Annotated in this window: 13 protein-coding genes; 4 read left to right on the forward strand and 9 right to left on the reverse strand. The window is 53.3% G+C overall.

The window, feature by feature from the left end; genetic code table 11:
- The first annotated feature begins 342 nt into the window (after window positions 1-342).
- Window positions 343-3,861 (forward strand): AAA domain-containing protein, encoded by a 3,519-nt coding sequence (locus FFB58_RS13430; RefSeq protein ID WP_138370136.1) that lies wholly within the window; start codon window positions 343-345, stop codon window positions 3,859-3,861.
- A gap of 142 nt (window positions 3,862-4,003) precedes the next feature.
- Here FFB58_RS13430 and FFB58_RS13435 read toward each other — a convergent pair whose 3' ends face one another.
- Together FFB58_RS13435 and FFB58_RS13440 are read right to left on the reverse strand one after the other, a co-directional pair.
- Complete coding sequence (locus FFB58_RS13435; protein WP_138370137.1) at window positions 4,004-4,591, reverse strand: class I SAM-dependent methyltransferase; 588 nt, start codon at window positions 4,589-4,591, stop codon at window positions 4,004-4,006.
- Entirely contained in the window at window positions 4,591-5,604 is a 1,014-nt protein-coding gene (locus tag FFB58_RS13440; protein WP_138370138.1) for an HNH endonuclease domain-containing protein, read from the reverse strand. The genes FFB58_RS13435 and FFB58_RS13440 overlap by 1 nt, the downstream gene beginning before the upstream one ends.
- Window positions 5,605-6,080: 476 nt before the next feature.
- On the opposite strand from FFB58_RS13440, the gene FFB58_RS13445 reads away from it, so the two are divergent.
- A complete protein-coding gene (locus FFB58_RS13445) occupies window positions 6,081-7,748 on the forward strand; it encodes a zinc finger-like domain-containing protein (RefSeq protein ID WP_138370139.1) in 1,668 nt (555 codons plus the stop codon).
- An 89-nt stretch (window positions 7,749-7,837) separates the two neighbouring features.
- On the opposite strand, the gene symE is transcribed toward FFB58_RS13445, so the two are convergent.
- Window positions 7,838-8,173, reverse strand: coding sequence for an endoribonuclease SymE (gene symE / locus FFB58_RS13450; RefSeq protein ID WP_138370140.1), 336 nt, complete (start codon window positions 8,171-8,173; stop codon window positions 7,838-7,840).
- A 210-nt stretch (window positions 8,174-8,383) separates the two neighbouring features.
- Complete coding sequence (locus tag FFB58_RS13455) at window positions 8,384-8,755, reverse strand: hypothetical protein (protein WP_138370141.1); 372 nt, start codon at window positions 8,753-8,755, stop codon at window positions 8,384-8,386.
- A gap of 136 nt (window positions 8,756-8,891) precedes the next feature.
- Here FFB58_RS13455 and FFB58_RS13460 point away from each other — a divergent pair, with 136 nt between their 5' ends.
- The gene (locus tag FFB58_RS13460) at window positions 8,892-9,413 is read left to right on the forward strand and encodes a hypothetical protein (protein ID WP_138370142.1); all 522 of its coding nucleotides are present in this window, start codon (window positions 8,892-8,894) and stop codon (window positions 9,411-9,413) included.
- Here FFB58_RS13460 and csiR read toward each other — a convergent pair.
- The 5 genes from csiR to glaH are packed head-to-tail and all read right to left on the reverse strand — an operon-like array spanning window position 9,408 to window position 15,173.
- On the reverse strand, window positions 9,408-10,091 hold the full coding sequence (csiR, locus tag FFB58_RS13465) for a DNA-binding transcriptional regulator CsiR (protein ID WP_138370143.1): 684 nt from the start codon (window positions 10,089-10,091) through the stop codon (window positions 9,408-9,410). The genes FFB58_RS13460 and csiR overlap by 6 nt on opposite strands.
- 45 nt (window positions 10,092-10,136) lie before the next feature.
- Window positions 10,137-11,420 (reverse strand): 4-aminobutyrate--2-oxoglutarate transaminase, encoded by a 1,284-nt coding sequence (gabT, locus tag FFB58_RS13470; RefSeq protein WP_138370144.1) that lies wholly within the window; start codon window positions 11,418-11,420, stop codon window positions 10,137-10,139.
- A 23-nt stretch (window positions 11,421-11,443) separates the two neighbouring features.
- Window positions 11,444-12,892, reverse strand: coding sequence for an NADP-dependent succinate-semialdehyde dehydrogenase (gabD, locus tag FFB58_RS13475; RefSeq protein ID WP_138370145.1), 1,449 nt, complete (start codon window positions 12,890-12,892; stop codon window positions 11,444-11,446).
- 23 nt (window positions 12,893-12,915) lie between these two features.
- Window positions 12,916-14,184, reverse strand: a complete 1,269-nt coding sequence (lhgO, locus tag FFB58_RS13480; RefSeq protein ID WP_138370146.1) for an L-2-hydroxyglutarate oxidase — start codon at window positions 14,182-14,184, stop codon at window positions 12,916-12,918.
- Window positions 14,185-14,195: 11 nt separating this feature from the next.
- On the reverse strand, window positions 14,196-15,173 hold the full coding sequence (glaH, locus tag FFB58_RS13485) for a glutarate dioxygenase GlaH (RefSeq protein WP_138370147.1): 978 nt from the start codon (window positions 15,171-15,173) through the stop codon (window positions 14,196-14,198).
- A 347-nt stretch (window positions 15,174-15,520) separates the two neighbouring features.
- Between glaH and FFB58_RS13490 the strand changes: the two genes are divergently transcribed.
- Window positions 15,521-17,002 (forward strand): APC family permease, encoded by a 1,482-nt coding sequence (locus FFB58_RS13490; protein ID WP_138370148.1) that lies wholly within the window; start codon window positions 15,521-15,523, stop codon window positions 17,000-17,002.
- Window positions 17,003-17,009: the final 7 nt, after the last annotated feature.

Here is a 17,009-nt window from a genome sequence, read left to right on the forward strand (position 1 = left end):
ACTCTGGGTATAAGGGTAATGTAAGATAATATCACGACTTACTGATTTACATAGTATTTTGTGAGTTGAAATTGAATTTTGCCGTTCAAACTTCGTTTTTTGACGTTGGTAACAATTGGGCTGGCAAAGCAATGAAACAGATGGAAGATCGTCGAGTTGGCTTAACTAAGGCTCCCATTAATAGATAACTCTCAGCAAGTTATGACCTTTGTATAATTTGTCAAATGTACCAGAGCGATACAAAAATTATTGCGAACGACACCGCATCGTGGACAATGCTTAACCATGTGTTGAATTTATATCAACGAAATCAATAATTTTTATTAAGTCATGGGATGAGTAATGGACAGGAACACTCAGGGATTTGCGTCATATTGGCGTAATTCCTTAGCAGATGCCGAGTCTGGCAAAGGGGCATTTGAGCGTAGAGATACGGATGCATTCACCCAGTGGATGAATATCTCAACGGGACGATTGAATGAGGAAATTGTCAGCGCGTTTTTTGAGGGGGAAGTCGATACGGTGAAAACCGTTGAAGTGATGCTACGCCCACAAGCCTGGATCCGCCTGATACAGCATGGTAAAGAGCGGACAGCCGGAGCGCCGGGTATCGTCACCCCGTTAGTGACTTCTGCTCTCCTGAACCGTGAAGGATTTTTATTCCCCACTGGGGAAACCACCATTCCTCGTGATCTACTTGAGCCTCTCCCCAAAGGCACCTTCTCCATTGGAGATATGGCGCAATATGACAAATACAAAACCACGCATAGTTCTATCACCTTCGGTGAGGATGATGAACAGCAACGCCTTGAGGAAAATGACGAACAACGAGCTGAACGCTATGCAAAGCATCAGTTGCAGTGGCAAAAGTATTTAACTGAGTCAAAGAATCTCCTGAAAAACGTGGCCGAAACATGGCTCTCTACCCACGAGCAATACGAACCAACTGGATACGGCTACATTATTAAAGCCAACCAACCCGGAGGGGCCAGTATCCATATCCTGCCCATGTACGATCATCTGCTGTCGTGCAAAAAAGAGGTTCCATTACTAACGCGCTTTGCTTCGACTGTAATGCCATCTGTAGAACCTCTCCTTGCCGCCAATGCAATGTTCTGCGAGCGTCTGGGACATTCCGGGGATGAGTTCCCGTTGGCAATGGCGCAGCGAGATGCCCTAGGCCATTATCTCACCCAGCAATCTGGCGATATCCTCGCGGTTAATGGCCCGCCGGGAACCGGAAAAACTACTCTGGTTCTCTCTATCATTGCCACTGAATGGGCAAGAGCGGCTCTCAATAAAACCGAGCCGCCGGTGGTTATTGCCACCTCAACCAATAATCAGGCCGTGACCAATATTATCGAAGCCTTCGGTAAGGATTTTTCCACTGGCACCGGAGCTATGTCCGGGCGCTGGCTGCCTGAGCTAAAAAGCTATGGCGCTTACTTTCCGTCATCTGGCCGTAAGGCTGACGCAGCGAAAAAATACCAAACGGATGATTTTTTTAACCGCGTTGAATCTCTGGAATACGTTGAAGAGGCAAAGGTTTTCTATCTGGAGAAGGCAAGGGCGGCGTTCCCATCGTCGGATTGCAGCTCTCCCGAACGCGTCGTGGATCTTTTGCATGAGTGTATAACCAAGCAGTCCGCGCAGCTAAATGACATCGAGACCGCATGGGAATGCCTGAATTTTATTCGCCAGGAGCGTCATGCTATTAGCGAAGATCTCGACCAATATATTCGGAACAAAAGTACGTCATTGCTCGATAGCAAGAATGAAATCGCATTTTTGAACCAAGGCAAAAAACAATGGCAGCAATATCGTGCGGGTGAGTCGATTGTGTATGCGATCTTCTCCTGGATTCCCGCAGTCCGTACTAAGCGCCACTACCAGATTAACCTCTTCCTGGACGAGACATTTGGCACAAGAATGGCCGCATTCCAGGGTACCGCACCTGAAGGTATCGATGCGTATATCGACGGCCTTGTTGCCCAGGTGCAGACAGAACGGGATGGATATCAGCAGCAAATTGATCTTGCTCAAGACGTTTCCCGACGCGAAAGTGAGGCTACCCGATATTGGCATGAACTGACCAAGTTACTGGGGCATACAAGCGAAGAGGAGCTGAGCCTGGCTGGAGCTGATGAGCTTGCCGATATGATGATCCGCTTCCCAGCATTCCTGTTGGCGACCCATTACTGGGAAGGTCGCTGGCTGATGGATATGGCGGCGATTGATAATCTTCAGAAAGAAAAAGGCCGTCGCGGGGCGAAAAGCGTAAAAGCCCGCTGGCAGCGTAGAATGAAGCTCACCCCCTGCGTCGTGATGACCTGCTACATGCTCCCTAACCATATGAAGACTAGTGAGTTTGTCGGCGGGACTAAGAAATATGATGGTAACTATTTATATAACTTTGCCGACTTGCTGATCGTAGATGAAGCCGGGCAGGTGCTTCCCGAAGTGGCCGCTGCCTCCTTCGCACTAGCGAAGAAAGCGCTAGTGATTGGCGACACAGAACAGATTGCACCTATCTGGAACAGTTTACCAAGTATTGATATCGGTAATATGGTGGAGGAGAACATTCTTCCTGGCGGTACCCAGGAAGAGCTCACGGATGCCTATGCCCTGGTGTGTGGTTCAGGGAAAAGTGCAGCATCGGGTAGCGTAATGAAGATTGCCCAGTTTAATTCTCGCTATCACTACGATCCGGATTTAGCCCGTGGGATGTATCTGTACGAACACCGTCGCTGCTTCGATAATATTATCGGATACTGCAATACGCTGTGCTATCACGGCAAGTTACAACCAAAGCGGGGAATAGAAAATGAGACGCTTTTCCCTGCAATGGGTTATTTACATATTGATGGCAAAGGCATGCAGGCAAACAGTGGGAGCCGCTATAACGCTTTTGAAGCAGAGACAATAGCGGCCTGGCTCACGGCTCATAAAGAAGAAATCGAACGTCATTACGACAAACCGTTACATAAAGTGGTTGGAGTCGTGACGCCATTTTCAGCGCAGGTCAACGCTATCAAAGTCGCATTACGCAAGCTCGACATTAACTGTAGCGGTGATGAGGATTCGCTAACAGTTGGTACAGTGCACTCGCTGCAGGGGGCAGAAAGAGCGATCGTGCTCTTCTCCCCGGTCTATTCGAAACATGAAGATGGTGGGTTTATCGACAGCGACAGTAGCATGCTAAACGTTGCCGTATCCCGCGCTAAAGATAGCTTCCTGGTCTTTGGTGATATGGACTTGTTTGAGATCCAGCCAGGCTCTTCGCCACGTGGATTGCTGGCAAAATACCTGTTTGCGTCCACCAGCAATGCATTGCAGTTTGAGTTTCAGGAGCGCAAAGACTTAAGCGCAGCACAAACGCAGATCTCAACTTTGCACGGTGTGGAACAGCATGATGCGTTTCTGAACCATACTTTTGGCACTATCGGAAAGAACATAACGATTGTTTCTCCGTGGTTAGCCTGGAAAAAACTGGAACAAACCGGTTTTCTGGATTCAATGATCCAGGCCCGCTCGCGCGGCATTGATATCACAGTTGTAACGGATAGAAATTTCAATATCGAACATACCGATTATCAAAAGCGTAAAGAAAAGCAGCAGAGTCTTAACGAAGCTGTGGAAAAGCTAACTGAAATAGGCATCACTGCGAAACTGGTCAATCGCGTTCATAGTAAAATTGTGATTGGCGATGACGGGTTATTGTGTGTGGGTTCGTTTAACTGGTTTAGCGCTGCGAGAGAGGATAAGTATCAACGATACGATACGTCGATGGTGTACCGTGGCGAAAGCTTAAAAGGCGAAATACAAACGATATATACAAGTTTGGAGCAGCGACAGCTATAAACGGGGAGTCTGCTTTTTAGTTTTTTAGTTCAGACCTGATCTGGCAGTTATCGATTATTGTTAAAGATGGCTGTCAGATTATATCTGGCTAATATTTTTAATATATTGTGAAACTGGAATCAAAAGCGTTTATTACACAATTTTAATTACAGTCCTTTTTCCTCAATATCCCATTAACCCAAATCTCCTTCCTGTCCGGGCGCTTATCTTGTGTCAGCCAAACTTCACCAACCTCGATCGCAGTTAAAGAGCTTACTAACGTGTTCAAATCATCCTCATCCATATCCGTAAACCTCCTCCCATCAACCTCCCGCTCTCCATCCCCATACTTAAACGACACATACCAAACCCCGCCCGGCTTAAGTGTATCCGCCAACCTCCGCATCACCCCTGGAAGCTCAAGCGATGGAACATGCAACAGTGAAGCACAACACCAAATCCCATCAAACTCTTCTTTCCAGTCCACATCCGCAAAGGTCATCAGATGAACCGGCAACCCGGTATGTTCCCGCGCCAGCTCAACCATCGCAGAGGACGCATCAAACGCCTCCACCTGATATCCCATCTCCTTAAACGTCTTTGCATCGCGTCCTGAGCCGCATCCCGCGTCCAGCACCCGAGCCCCAGGCGCAAGATGGCGAGTAAAGCTCTCGTAGAGCGACGACATATCAACATTCACCGTCCCGTCGAAGAAGGTCTGTGCATTGTCCTGATAGTATTTAAGCGTCATTAGAATGTGGCCTCGCCTTCAGCTTTAGGTTCCCAGGTATGGAACAGCCTCACTTTGGCAGCGTTCCAGTTATTTTCAAGAAAGTTTTTCCGCGTGGCGGGCTGCTTTCCAGTCTGCTGGACAATGGTTTCATGCAGTGGAAGTTTGCTCTGGATGAAATACTCGTTGCGCGCATTTAACCGTTCCAGCAGTCTGCTTCCCGGCAGGCGAGCGGATTTGCCCTCAACGCCTCGATTGCAGCATTTGCAGGCCAGCACCAGATTCCACACGCCATTGATATTCGCGACTTCATCGCGTGCTGCCCACGGAATAAAGTGGTCAACATCAGCCAGTTCAGGATCGCCCGGTATGAGACTGATAGGTTTGAAGCAGTAGAAGCAGCGTCCTTTTTGATAGCCGTTTAAACTGTCGCGACAGCTGGTGATATCAACCCGACGCGCATTCACGCGGCTAAACAGCAACTGATTATCCTCGTCGAACTCAACGCCAACAAGGTTGCGGGAAACGCCCATCGCCCAGGCCTGTTCGACCAGGTTCCAGCGCGCAGTGGTTTCAAATGCCAGGTTCTGATATTGCAGACGCTCGCCCAGATGGAAGAAATTATCCGTCAGGCGGATGCCGTTATGGGTTTTACGCTCATCAATGAAAAATCGTTTTTCGATCTCGCCGCCATTCACATTGTGGAAGGCATCAATCACGTTGGCAAAGCCTCGCCGCACCGTGGTTTCAATCAGCTGGTTATGAGAAATTTCATTGTTATTAAACTGCACGCAGGTTTCCAGAAACTGACTGCGGCTCGAGGTGATCTGCTTCGGGGCGTGTTTCAGATGCTCGCAAAGATGGCGGCTGAACGGCACGGCGAGTTCGTCGAGGGTGATGATGTCACTGCCCGACTTATCGATCTCATACAGGGCATGGGCAAGCGCGAACTTGTACGATGCGACGTTCTTTCCAAAAAGAATCACCCCGCGCCAGTAGTTCTCCAGCGTAGGGTCAGCCTGGTAAAATTCCATCAATGAAATCCTGTTACGGTGGGGGAGGTAGCTAACTACCGAAACCTGTAACGGGATCACATAACAAATGAAAGGTGATGTAAACCGTGAATCAATGGATTTGATGAATTTGTGACCGGGTGCAGTGGAAAAGTGATGCACCGGACGAGTGGCACACTGGAAAGGCGACCATCGGCGTCTTACGCGACATTAGTTGCATGCAGCCTTCACCCATGCTGTCGTTCTCGTATTAAATGGCTGAAGCAGTAAGAGTGCACTAACAACAATTCATACTTACAAGGCTTTTTTCAGTCTAATCAAACGCACGGCCAAATTAATTCTTAACGCTAAACAACTAGTATTTCATATCCATTCCAACGCATTTTATATACGCTAAACACCCCATATTTACTCCCCAACTCCGTTTATTAGTAGTTGCCTGATGTATGCAAACCCCTATCATTCTGCCGATAACCAATCTCAATCCAGGTAAAAAGATGAAAGACGCGTGGCTGGAAACGTGCTCTACAACCATTCAAAACTTCGTGGAACGCTCGACGAGGCTGCAGCCAGATAATCTTGAACTGGACCTGGTCGAAAAAATCGATTTTGACTACCAGATTAACTTAAGTCTCCATTTTCGTGTTGAGACGACAGATCACACTCAGGTGGGAAGAGTCAGCGCCGGGAGCGGCACTCGCGTTTTTACCAGTACTTTCCAGTACGCTGAGGCTCTCCAGGCTGAAACCAGCGCTGTTTTATCTCGAGCAGAAACACTTCGTGAAGCTCAGGCACTGGTGCTTTCCCACCCTTACGGTGCGCTTCAAAAAGAGCAAGAAATCTATTCCCATCCTACGCGCCTCTGTTTAACTGAAAACTGCACTAACTGTAATGGACGCGGACAGGTCAATTGCTCCTGGTGCTATGGCTCTGGTCGCGTGAGCTGCACAACCTGTGGAGGAAGTGGACAGGTACTGGAACAGCGAAGCCATTTCGATCACTACACCAATCAGTACCGCACGGAGAGCCATTACCGGATGTGTTACACCTGCACAGGCGGTAGGGTGAACTGCAACCACTGTAGCGGTTCGGGAAACCAGCGCTGTTCACCCTGTGAGGGAACGGGCGAAACAACCCGCATTACCCGGCTTGCCAGCGTTGCGGTGCCTCGTTACCAGTTGATCTACCATCGTGAAGATGTGCCGACGTTCATTAAAGATGGCCTCTACAAAGCGGGCATCCCGGAACTGGCAAGTTATGGTGCCGTTGAGCTGGCAGATTCCAGTATTGATGAGGATTTACGTAACGTTAACTTTATCTACAACGCCAGCGTACCCTTTGCCCGATTTACGAGCCAGTTACGTCAGGCTCAGCTTGCTGAACAGCCTGTTAACTGGGTCGTTTACGGTCGTCATCCGCAGATACTGGATGCGGGACATGTCGTTGAGTTGATGCTGAAAAACGATCTCAATGAGCTTGTCTATCGGAGCACAAAAGGGAATTTGCTGAACCCGCTTGTTGCGGCGGTTAGCCGTAAAACGGTGGCCACCTTTATGGAATCGGAAGCTCACCAGGATATGCTGGATGCGAATCGCGCGGGTAAATCCGGAGAGATGCTCCGCGAAGCGATGAATCGTGGGGTTACTACGACCTATATTGATGAAGCCCTGACCAGCCTGAAAGCCATTACGCAGGCGGTCCAGAACTGGTCGGTGGTGAAGTGGGCAATCTTCAGCGCGGTCATAATCTATCTGTTTATGCCTCTGTACACGGCCTATGGCGACTTCTGGTTCAACGACATGACTGGACGGATCTATCTTACCCCGCTCCTGCGCTGGGATAATCAGCATAATTTACTCGCTTCTCTGGAAGTACTGGCGCGTTACTGTGGCTTGTTTATTGCCATCGCTGCCGTTGTTATCTCTTTTCTGGGGTATTTATGGCGCAGGGGCTGGGTCCGCTGGCGAATGGGTCAGCATCTGGCGAGATGGGCGGTGAATAAGAAGATTTTACGTAGCGGTTGGTTTATGAGCCTTCTTCTCACCAGCCTGCTCACAGCTTCCCTGTTACTCTTTTTCCCGATCTGGGTGACAAATGAGGGAGAACTGTTTGGGCAGTATTCCTTAATTGAATTACTTCGCTGGGTTGCTCAGTTCATAAGATAATAATACGACCATGGCTCCCGGTATGTTTTCAGGGAGCTTTTCGCAACCAACAAAAAAGGCACCCATCGGCGCCTTAGTCATTCAATCTTTTATTCAGCCTTTCGCAGCTGCCCCGATATCACCCCAACAAAATCCATCACCTGTTTCTGCTTACTCGCCGACAGCTGACTCACCTCGCGCATCAGCGTCTCTATCTCCGGTTCGGACTCCCGGGACGTCAGTATCATGCAGCCCTTCATCACCTTCACATCCACTTTCGTTCCGGTGCTGAATCCGGCCTCATTTAGCCACAAACCTTTCATGATAAATGCGGGGATGCGGGTGTAATCCCCATAGCGCGTCGCATAACTTACGGTAAATACGCGGTCGTCAGCGGCAAAGACTTCTGGTTGCAGGGATTCTGCAATACAATCGATATTAGTCATGGTTACTATTCTCCGTAAATAGTGATTGTGATGAGCGGTACGGGCATGTTGGCGCATGCCCGTATTGCGTTAAATAACCCTGTAAATCTAACCAGTAAATATAAATAAGTCCAGAGTAATATAAAACGTAATAAGCGCGATTAGACTACTTTTAGTATTAATATAATGAATGGCTCGATCCTGTATTAATGATAATAAATTTATATACGTTTAATCCTGTTTGGTTTGTTCTCTAACAGTTTCAATTATTACACGATGCAACTCATCTACCGTTAAATCACGAATGATCGGCCTGGGTATGCCACGTAACCAGTTGATAAAAAGCCCGATACCAAAAGGATCAAGCCCTTCACCGGTAAACAGGTACTCGTTCTCTGCGAGCGAGAATCTCTCTCGGAGGCTTTTAACCTCCGTATTAAATGAAATAGTAAACGCTTGCTCACAGGCCTCTAAAAGGTCTGTACCATCGTCGCCACAGATATGCAGGTCATCTTCAATGAGTGAATTACCGTCGATAGGTTTGCGATAAGGTCCGAATTTTTCTCGAATAATCTTAATCACCTCATCTAACGTTGATTCCATAATGATATTCTCCTTTTAATCCACAATCCCTACACCAGAGTACTGAAATAAGAATACAACCAGGCAGTTAAGATAGAGAAAGTAATATAAACCTTTTACCATAGTGTGCATATTATTCAGGCGTATCAGGTGGATTATGTTTTTACAGGGAACGTGGACAGTCATTAGGATCGCGCTTTTCTTTATGGTCATGCTGTTCGTCGCATGGGCGGTCCCTTATGAAGATCTGGTGGATAATTTTATCTATGCGCACATAAGTCTTACTGATGCAGAAAAGATAACGAAACAGATTTGGGGAGAGCAGGAACCTGAGCCTTACGATTCACTTAGAGCGGACATAAACCTCTTCATCAATACGCTAATCAGCGTTCCTTTAATGAGCATAATTATTAGCGCTTATAATGCGATTACAGGCAAAACAAGGCCTGCTGAGCTTCTTAAAGAGTGGACACTATCCACGTTAAGACGGTTTGGGAAGATAGTCTTTTTTACTTTCCTGTTTTGGGCGCTGCTCCGTTTGCTGCCTTATGAGATGATTTTTCCTGCCGGGCAAAAGGTTTCTAATGCTGCTTTCGCAGCCGCTGTGGGCTTCAATTTACTGTTAGCCGTTTTTAGCTACAGGTTTTGTACCCGAATAATCAAAAGGGGTTTTTCATAGCCCCAATCCCACCCCCATCGCCCCCCTGATTATCGGAATCGGCGTCAACAAATGCTGATACATCAATTCCCCCGCCTTATCCGCATCCCGCGCCAGCACCGCGTCCATCAGCTTCTGATGCTCCACATGCTTCTCTTCTAACATCGCCACCGACAGCACCGTCTTCCGCAACCACACATACCTATACCTTGCCGCCAGGTCGAACAATCTTTCCCGCATCTGCATCAAATACTGCGATCCACACCCCGCCACCATCGCCGTATGGAACGCCTGATGCCGCTGGTCCCATTCGTCCAGCATGGTCTCGCTGGCGTCGCGGGATTCCAGCTTGTTCAGCAGATGCATGCGGGCGAGGAGGTCGGCTTCCCACTCTTCGCCGCCGCGTTCGATGGCGAGGCGGACCAGCATTGCCTCCATATTGGCGCGCGCGTCAAAGATATCGAGCAGCTCCTGTTCGGACATCGGCGCCACCCGGTAGCCTTTCTGGTTGATGACCGTGACCAGCCCTTCGGCAACCAGCTGCGACAGCGCTTCGCGCAGCGGACCGACGCCCAGCTCATAGCGGGACGTCAGCAGGCTCATGCGCAGCTTCTCATCCGGCTGATAAACGCCGCGGATAATGTCGTTCTTCAGCCAGCGGTACCCGTCTATGGCCGTCGCCTGGGAAATGATGGTCATGGTCCTGCTCCTTAAAAACTGCCCGGCTTACACCGGGCGCAAAATCTAACCCTGCTTCGCCTCGTCAAAACACTCGGCGATGATCGCCAGCCCCTGCTGAAGCTGCGCCTCTTCCACGGTCAGCGGCACCAGGATGCGCAGCACATTGTAGTATGGGCCGCAGGAGAGCAGGATCAACCCTTTATCCCGCGCCCGGGCGACAATCTGCGCCGTCAGGGCAGCGTTCGGTTTATTGTGGTCGCCGTCTTCAAACAGCTCGATGGCGATCATCGCCCCCAGGCCGCGCACGTCGCCGATCTCAGAGTGTTTTTCGGCGATAGCCAGCAGTCCCTCGCGCAGGGTGTTGCCCAGCTTATTGGCTTTGCCCAGCAGATCTTCCTGCTCGAACACCTTCATCACCGCCAGCGCGGCGGCACAGGCGATGGGGCTCCCGGCGTAGGTGCCGCCCAGCCCGCCCGGGGCGATGGCGTCCATCACGTCGGCGCGTCCGGTGACGCCCGCCAGCGGGAAGCCGCCGGCAATGGATTTGGCGAAGGTGGTGATATCCGCCGCCACGCCCATCTGCTCCATGGCGAAGAAGGTCCCGGTCCGGCCCGCGCCGCTCTGCACTTCGTCGGCGATCAGCATGATGCCGTGCTCGTCGCACAACTCGCGCAGGCGCTGCATAAAGGCAGGGGAGGCGGCATAGAATCCGCCTTCACCCTGCACGGGTTCGATCACGATGGCGGCGATATCTTCCGGCGCGGCATCGTTCTTAAAGATGCGGTGGATGCTGGCGATGGCGTCGTCATCGCTCACGCCGTGCAGGGCGCACGGATAGAGTGCGCGATAGACGTGGCCCGGCATCAGCCCCATGCCCGCTGAGTAAGGGTTCACTTTCCCGGTCAGCGAGAGGGTGTAGTGGGTGCGGCCATGATAGGCCCCGGTAAAGGCGATGGTGCCGTTGCGCTTGGTGGCCGCGCGGGCAATTTTCACCGCGTTCTCCACCGCTTCGGAGCCGGTAGTTACCAGCAGGGTTTTTTTCGGGAAATCGCCCGGTACTTTCTGGTTCAGGGTTTCACAAAGCTCCAGGTAGGGCTCGTAGGCCAGCACCTGGAAGCAGGTATGCGTCAGCTTTTTCAGCTGCTCTTCCACGGCGCTGACCACCTCCGGGTGCAAGTGCCCGGTGTTCAGCACCGCGATGCCGCCGGCGAAATCAAGATATTCACGGCCTTCAACGTCCCACACCCGGCTGTTCTCGGCGCGGGCGGCGAAAATCGGGTGGATCTGACCCACGCCGCGGGGGATGGCATTGCTACGACGCTGCATTAACTCTTTATTGCTGCTCATTGAAATCTCCTGAATCACATAAGTTAAAGGCCGATGCACATATATTTGATTTCTAAGTAATCTTCGATGCCGTATTTAGACCCTTCCCGACCCAGACCGGAGGCTTTGATCCCACCGAACGGGGCCACTTCGTTAGAGATAATGCCGGTGTTGATCCCGACGATGCCGTACTCCAGCGCCTCGCCGACGCGGAACACGCGGCTCAAATCGCGGGCATAGAAATAGGCGGCGAGGCCGAACTCGGTGTCGTTGGCCATCGCGATAACGTCCGCCTCATCCTGAAAACGGAACAGCGGGGCCAGCGGGCCGAAGGTCTCCTCTTTGGCCACTTTGGCATCACCGGGCACATCTACAAGAATAGTCGGCTGGAAGAAGTTGCCGCCCAGTTTATGCAGCGATCCGCCGGTGATTACCCGCGCGCCTTTATCCACCGCGTCAGCAATGTGTTCTTCAACTTTCGCCACCGCCTTGCTGTCGATCAGCGGCCCGGTAGTGACGCCCGGCGTCATGCCGTCGCCGAGCTGGAGTTTATCCACCGCCTGCTGGAGTTTTTCGGCAAAGCGATCGTAAACGCCGTCCTGCACGTACAGGCGGTTGGCGCACACGCAGGTCTGCCCGGCGTTGCGGAACTTGGAGGCCAGCGCCCCTTCCACGGCCTTATCCAGGTCGGCATCGTCAAAGACGATAAAGGGCGCGTTGCCGCCCAGTTCCAGCGACACTTTTTTGATGTCTTTCGCGCACTGGGCCATCAGCTGGCGGCCAATCTCGGTCGAGCCGGTAAAGGAGAGCTTGCGCACCAGCGGGTTGCTGGTCAGCTCGTTACCGATGTCCGACGCTGAGCCGGTCACCACGTTGAACACCCCTTCGGGGATGCCCGCGCGGCTCGCCAGTTCGGCCAGCGCCAGGGCGGAGAACGGCGTCTGGCTGGCGGGTTTGAGCACCATGGTGCAGCCTGCCGCAAGCGCCGGGCCCGCCTTGCGGGTGATCATCGCCGCCGGGAAGTTCCACGGGGTGATGGCGGCGGTGACGCCAATCGGCTGCTTTATCACAATCAAGCGCTTGTCCGCCTGATGGCCCGGAATGGTGTCGCCGTAGACGCGTTTTCCCTCTTCGGCGAACCACTCTATAAAGGAGGCGGCATAGCTGATTTCACCTTTCGCTTCCGCCAGCGGTTTGCCCTGTTCGAGGGTCATCAGCTGAGCCAGATCGTCCTGGTTGGCCATCATCAAATCGAACCAGCGGCGCAGGATGTTGGCGCGCTCTTTGGCAGTGAGCGCTCGCCAGGCGGGCAGGGCGCGGTTCGCCGCCTCAATCGCGGTGCGGGTTTCATCGGCGCCCATCTTCGGCACGCTGCCCAGGGTCTGGCCGTTTGCCGGGTTGGAGACGGTAATCGCCTCACCGCGGTGCGCGTCGCACCACTTTCCTTCTATATAGGCCTGCTGGCGAAATAAGCTGGGATCGTTGAGTTGCATGATGGCTTCCTGTCTCAGAATGATTAACGGGTACAGGCGGCGTGGAGTGCGTCCACGCTTCTGGCTGCCCGCAGTGCGCGGCCGGGGTTGTGTTGACTGGCGAGCAGGGTCTGAACCTTGCTGACAATATGCGCGCCAATGGGGATCGCCGAGGTCGCAGCCGGTGAGGGAGCATTACAGGTATGAATGGTTCGCGGCGTAGTGACAAATAAAAAGTCGTCGATGAGCTTCCCGTCTGGCGAAACTGCTTGCGCCCTCACACCCGCAGGCCAGGGGTGCAGATCTTTCACCGTCAGGCTCGGGCAATATTTTTGCACCAGCCGCAGGTAGCCGCTTTTGCACAGAGAGTTTTTCATCTCGCTTAAGCCCGAGCGCAGGTTGTTTTGCAGCACCCGGCGAATGCCGGAGGAACCAATAATTTCCAGCATATCGGTTAAGGAGATATCGCCCTTGCGATAGCCCTCGCGCTTAAAGGCCAGCACCGCGTTGGGCCCCACCGTGACGCTGCCGTCGATCATGCGGGTGAGATGCACGCCCAAAAACGGCATGGCCGGATCGGGGATCGGGTAGATCAGGTGGTTAACGATCTGATTATGTTCCGGCGCGAGGCGGAAATACTCCCCCCGGAACGGGCAGATAATAAAGCCCGGATCGATACCGAGCATGTTGACCAGCCTGTCGGCCATCAGCCCGGCGCAGGCAATCATGGTCATGGCTTCAAACTCGCGCCCGTCGCGGGTGTGGATGACCACGCCGCTGGCGTGCTCCTTCAGGGCGCTGACCTCGGCGTTGAAAATCACCTCGCCGCCTTTCGCCTGGAAGCGTTTTGCCATCGCCGCTGTCACCTCGCGATAGCTGACAATCCCGCTGGAGGGGACAAAAATCCCGCCCAGCCCGGTGATGTTGGGCTCGCGCTCGCGCAGTTCGGCGGCGCTCAGCCACTCGCGCTCGATCCCGTTGGCGGCGGTGCGATCCCACAGGGCCCGCATCCGTTCCATCTCAAGCGCAGAGGTGGCAACCAGCATCTTGCCGCAGGTGTCATAGCGAATCTGGTTCTCATCACAAAAGGCTTTGGTGGCCCGGTTCCCGGCCAGGCAAAACTGCGCCTTCAGGCTGCCGGGAGTGTAATAGACCCCGGCATGAATCACGCCGCTGTTGCGCCCGGTCTGGTGGCAGGCCGGACCTGCTTCCTTCTCCAGCAGCGCGATGCGGGCGTCCGGGTAGAGCTCAATCAGCTGCATGGCGGTCGACATGCCGATGATGCCGCCGCCGGTAATCACGAAATCATACATCCGCGCAATCCCTACTGATGAGTCTGATAGTGGCTGGTGGCGTAGCTGATATACCCCCGCTGGCGCATCAGCTCCCGGCGCAGATCCGGGTGCGGGGTGAAGCGGTCCCGGCCGTGTAGCCAGAACATATTGTTGATCAGCAGGAATTTACCCACTGGCACCGGAATGGAAATGATGTGTTTACTGCTCTCCAGTGCGTCAGAAAGTTCGCTCAGCCACACGCCCTCTTCAAAATCTTTCGGCTGCACGAACTGGTCGATGTAGCGCATCACCGGGCGGCCCTGCTGGTCGACGTCGAACACCGGATGAAACACATCCTGCGCGACGTTTTTGCTTGGCGGTGCCGTCCAGCGTAACGGGCGGCGGGCCAGCGGATGGCTGAAGAATTTTTCCAGCGACTCCCAGTCATCAAGGTGCAGTAGCAGGGAGTTGCCGCCCTGCATGTTCTGCTCGTCGATCTTCATCATCAGCACGTAGTCGGTCACTTCATCGACGAAGGTGCCGTCGTTGTGCAGCTCCAGCACGCGATGGGGCTGGCGCAGATAGCTGTCTGAGTTATCGACGTTTTTCACCGTAAAGCGGGCGTAATACTGGCCGCTCATGGCGTCATAGTTCGAGCGTCCAATCAGGTGTGCAACGGCGGTGGCGATCTTCACCATCTCGTCGGCCTGGGCGACGTTATCCACCCCCTCGGCGTCAATAAGCAGGGCACCCTCGCTGCGGCTGAGGATCGTGTTCAGCAGCAGGGGCTGTAGTTGGTTGCCGCACAGGTCATCGAGGATCTTCGCCACCCGAAAGCGCAGGAAGGATTTGTACTCCAGCGCCTGGATGGGCCACTGCTCCACCTCCCGCAGGAACTGCTGCGTGACGTCCGCTGAGAACGTCAGCTCCAGCAGGCGCGGAGACTGCACGGAGGGCGCGATACGAAAACCGGTGATGGTGCGGGATAACGCCTCGTCGGGCTGTTTTACGGCGGTCAGTGCATTCATCAGAATCAATCCTCTCAGAAAGTATTCAGGGAACGGGGTGTTTCGTAGCCATAGATTAAAAATATCTACATTTTGGATAAATGGGCACATAACAGGCAGATTGTTTAGATTTTGTGATGCAGGCGTAAAAATTGACTGAATTGAGCGGAAAAAGCGGGAAAAGTTGGAGATCTGAACATGGCGCAGTGATGGCGCTCACGGAAAATGAGGTGTGACCTTAACAAAAACGTGACATATCCATACAAATCTTAACAAATCGCGAGGGCGGTGCTGTACGGCGTTCAGGCGCTCTTCTATACCTTGATTCGTGTTACCTGCGACACCAACTCAACACAGAGAATAAACGTATGGAACAGACTTCTGGCAAGAAAAGTGAAGCAATTCATAGCGATAATACACAGCAATTTAACCGCTCCATCGGTCTCATCTCTAACTTTTCGCTTGGGTTCACCTACCTCTCGCCGCTGACGGCGGTCTACTCCCTGTTTGCGCTGGCGGTGACGCTGGCGGGCCCTCCGGCCATCTGGTGGATCCCGATTGTCGCCTGCGGGCAGCTGCTGGTGGCCCTGGTGTTTGGCGAAGTGGCGTCGCAGTACCCCATTACCGGCGGGTTGTACCCCTGGGCGCGCCGCCTGTGGGGCAAAAAATATGCGTGGATCGCCGCCTGGATCTACCTCTGGGCGCTGGTGGTGACCATCACCTCGGTAGCGGAATACACCGCCACCTTCGTCGGCTCCCTGTTCGGCTTTGAAATCTCGCCCGGTAACATGCTGATCACCTCGGTCGTACTGCTGATGATGATGATGGCGGTGAACATGTCGGGCACCAAAAATCTCGCCCGGGTCGCCAGGATCGGCTTCTGGTGCGAGATCGTCAGCGTGATTGCGCTCGGGATCTACCTGCTGATTTTCCACCGCGCCCAGCCGTTCTCGGTGGTGTTTGATTCGATGGGGGTGATTGCCAAAGACGGTAGCTACCAGCCGGCGTTTATGGCGGCGGCGCTGATCGGCCTGTTCATGTTCTTCGGCTTTGAGGCCTGCGGCAACGTGGCGGAAGAGGTGAAAAACCCGAGCAGGAAGATCCCGGTGGCGATGATCCTCAGCATCGTGTTTGGCGCCATCTCGGCGTTGATCTCGATCCTCGGCTACCTGCTGGCCTCCCCAAACCTGATGAACATCGTCAACGGCCAGATTGCCGATCCGATCCCGGCGATCCTCAACGAAGCCCTGGGTGAAACCGGCGCCACGGTGTTTATCATCATCGCGGTGATCGCCATGCTGTCGTGCATTCTCTCCCTGCAGGCCGCGCTGAGCCGCCTGATCTTCTCCTTCTCCCGCGACCAGATGCTGCCGGGCAGCGCCTGGATGTCGAAGCTGTCGAAAAACAGCGTTCCTGACAACGCGATGATCGTCAGCTGCCTGCTGCCGGTGCTTATCTGCGTGTGGGTTTACTTCCAGCCGGATAACCTGGCGCGCATCACCGCCTTTGCGGTTATCGGCATCTACATTTCGTTCCAGATGGTGGTGCTGGCGGCGCTGCGCCAGCGTCTGAAAGGCTGGAAACCGGCCGGGGAGTGGAGCGTCGGTGGCTGGGGAATGCTGGTTAACGTGCTGGCGCTGGCCTATGGCCTGTGCGGCATCTGGCTGCTGGCACAACCTGCCGAGAGCAGCGACTTTATCGACCGCTGGACGGTGCTGGTGGGGCTGTCGGTGGTGGTGATTTCCGGGCTGGTGTACATGGCGCTGGCCCGACCGTTCGGACGCTCAAACGCGCCGGAAAACGACGCGATCGAGCATGCAAAACGCCTGAACGCGGGACAATCTCTCTAATCACTCA

The sequence above is a fragment of the Enterobacter sp. MF024 genome (genome assembly GCF_005843915.1).
Lineage (GTDB): Bacteria > Pseudomonadota > Gammaproteobacteria > Enterobacterales > Enterobacteriaceae > Enterobacter > Enterobacter barmai.

What these genes read in the sequence shown, in the direction of transcription:
- FFB58_RS13430 (WP_138370136.1), top strand. Translation starts at nt 343, where the DNA reads ATGGACAGGAACACTCAGGGATTTGCGTCATATTGGCGTAATTCCTTA.
- FFB58_RS13435 (WP_138370137.1), bottom strand. Translation starts at nt 4,591, where the DNA reads ATGACGCTTAAATACTATCAGGACAATGCACAGACCTTCTTCGACGGG.
- FFB58_RS13440 (WP_138370138.1), bottom strand. Translation starts at nt 5,604, where the DNA reads ATGGAATTTTACCAGGCTGACCCTACGCTGGAGAACTACTGGCGCGGG.
- FFB58_RS13445 (WP_138370139.1), top strand. Translation starts at nt 6,081, where the DNA reads ATGAAAGACGCGTGGCTGGAAACGTGCTCTACAACCATTCAAAACTTC.
- symE (WP_138370140.1), bottom strand. Translation starts at nt 8,173, where the DNA reads ATGACTAATATCGATTGTATTGCAGAATCCCTGCAACCAGAAGTCTTT.
- FFB58_RS13455 (WP_138370141.1), bottom strand. Translation starts at nt 8,755, where the DNA reads ATGGAATCAACGTTAGATGAGGTGATTAAGATTATTCGAGAAAAATTC.
- FFB58_RS13460 (WP_138370142.1), top strand. Translation starts at nt 8,892, where the DNA reads ATGTTTTTACAGGGAACGTGGACAGTCATTAGGATCGCGCTTTTCTTT.
- csiR (WP_138370143.1), bottom strand. Translation starts at nt 10,091, where the DNA reads ATGACCATCATTTCCCAGGCGACGGCCATAGACGGGTACCGCTGGCTG.
- gabT (WP_138370144.1), bottom strand. Translation starts at nt 11,420, where the DNA reads ATGAGCAGCAATAAAGAGTTAATGCAGCGTCGTAGCAATGCCATCCCC.
- gabD (WP_138370145.1), bottom strand. Translation starts at nt 12,892, where the DNA reads ATGCAACTCAACGATCCCAGCTTATTTCGCCAGCAGGCCTATATAGAA.
- lhgO (WP_138370146.1), bottom strand. Translation starts at nt 14,184, where the DNA reads ATGTATGATTTCGTGATTACCGGCGGCGGCATCATCGGCATGTCGACC.
- glaH (WP_138370147.1), bottom strand. Translation starts at nt 15,173, where the DNA reads ATGAATGCACTGACCGCCGTAAAACAGCCCGACGAGGCGTTATCCCGC.
- FFB58_RS13490 (WP_138370148.1), top strand. Translation starts at nt 15,521, where the DNA reads ATGGAACAGACTTCTGGCAAGAAAAGTGAAGCAATTCATAGCGATAAT.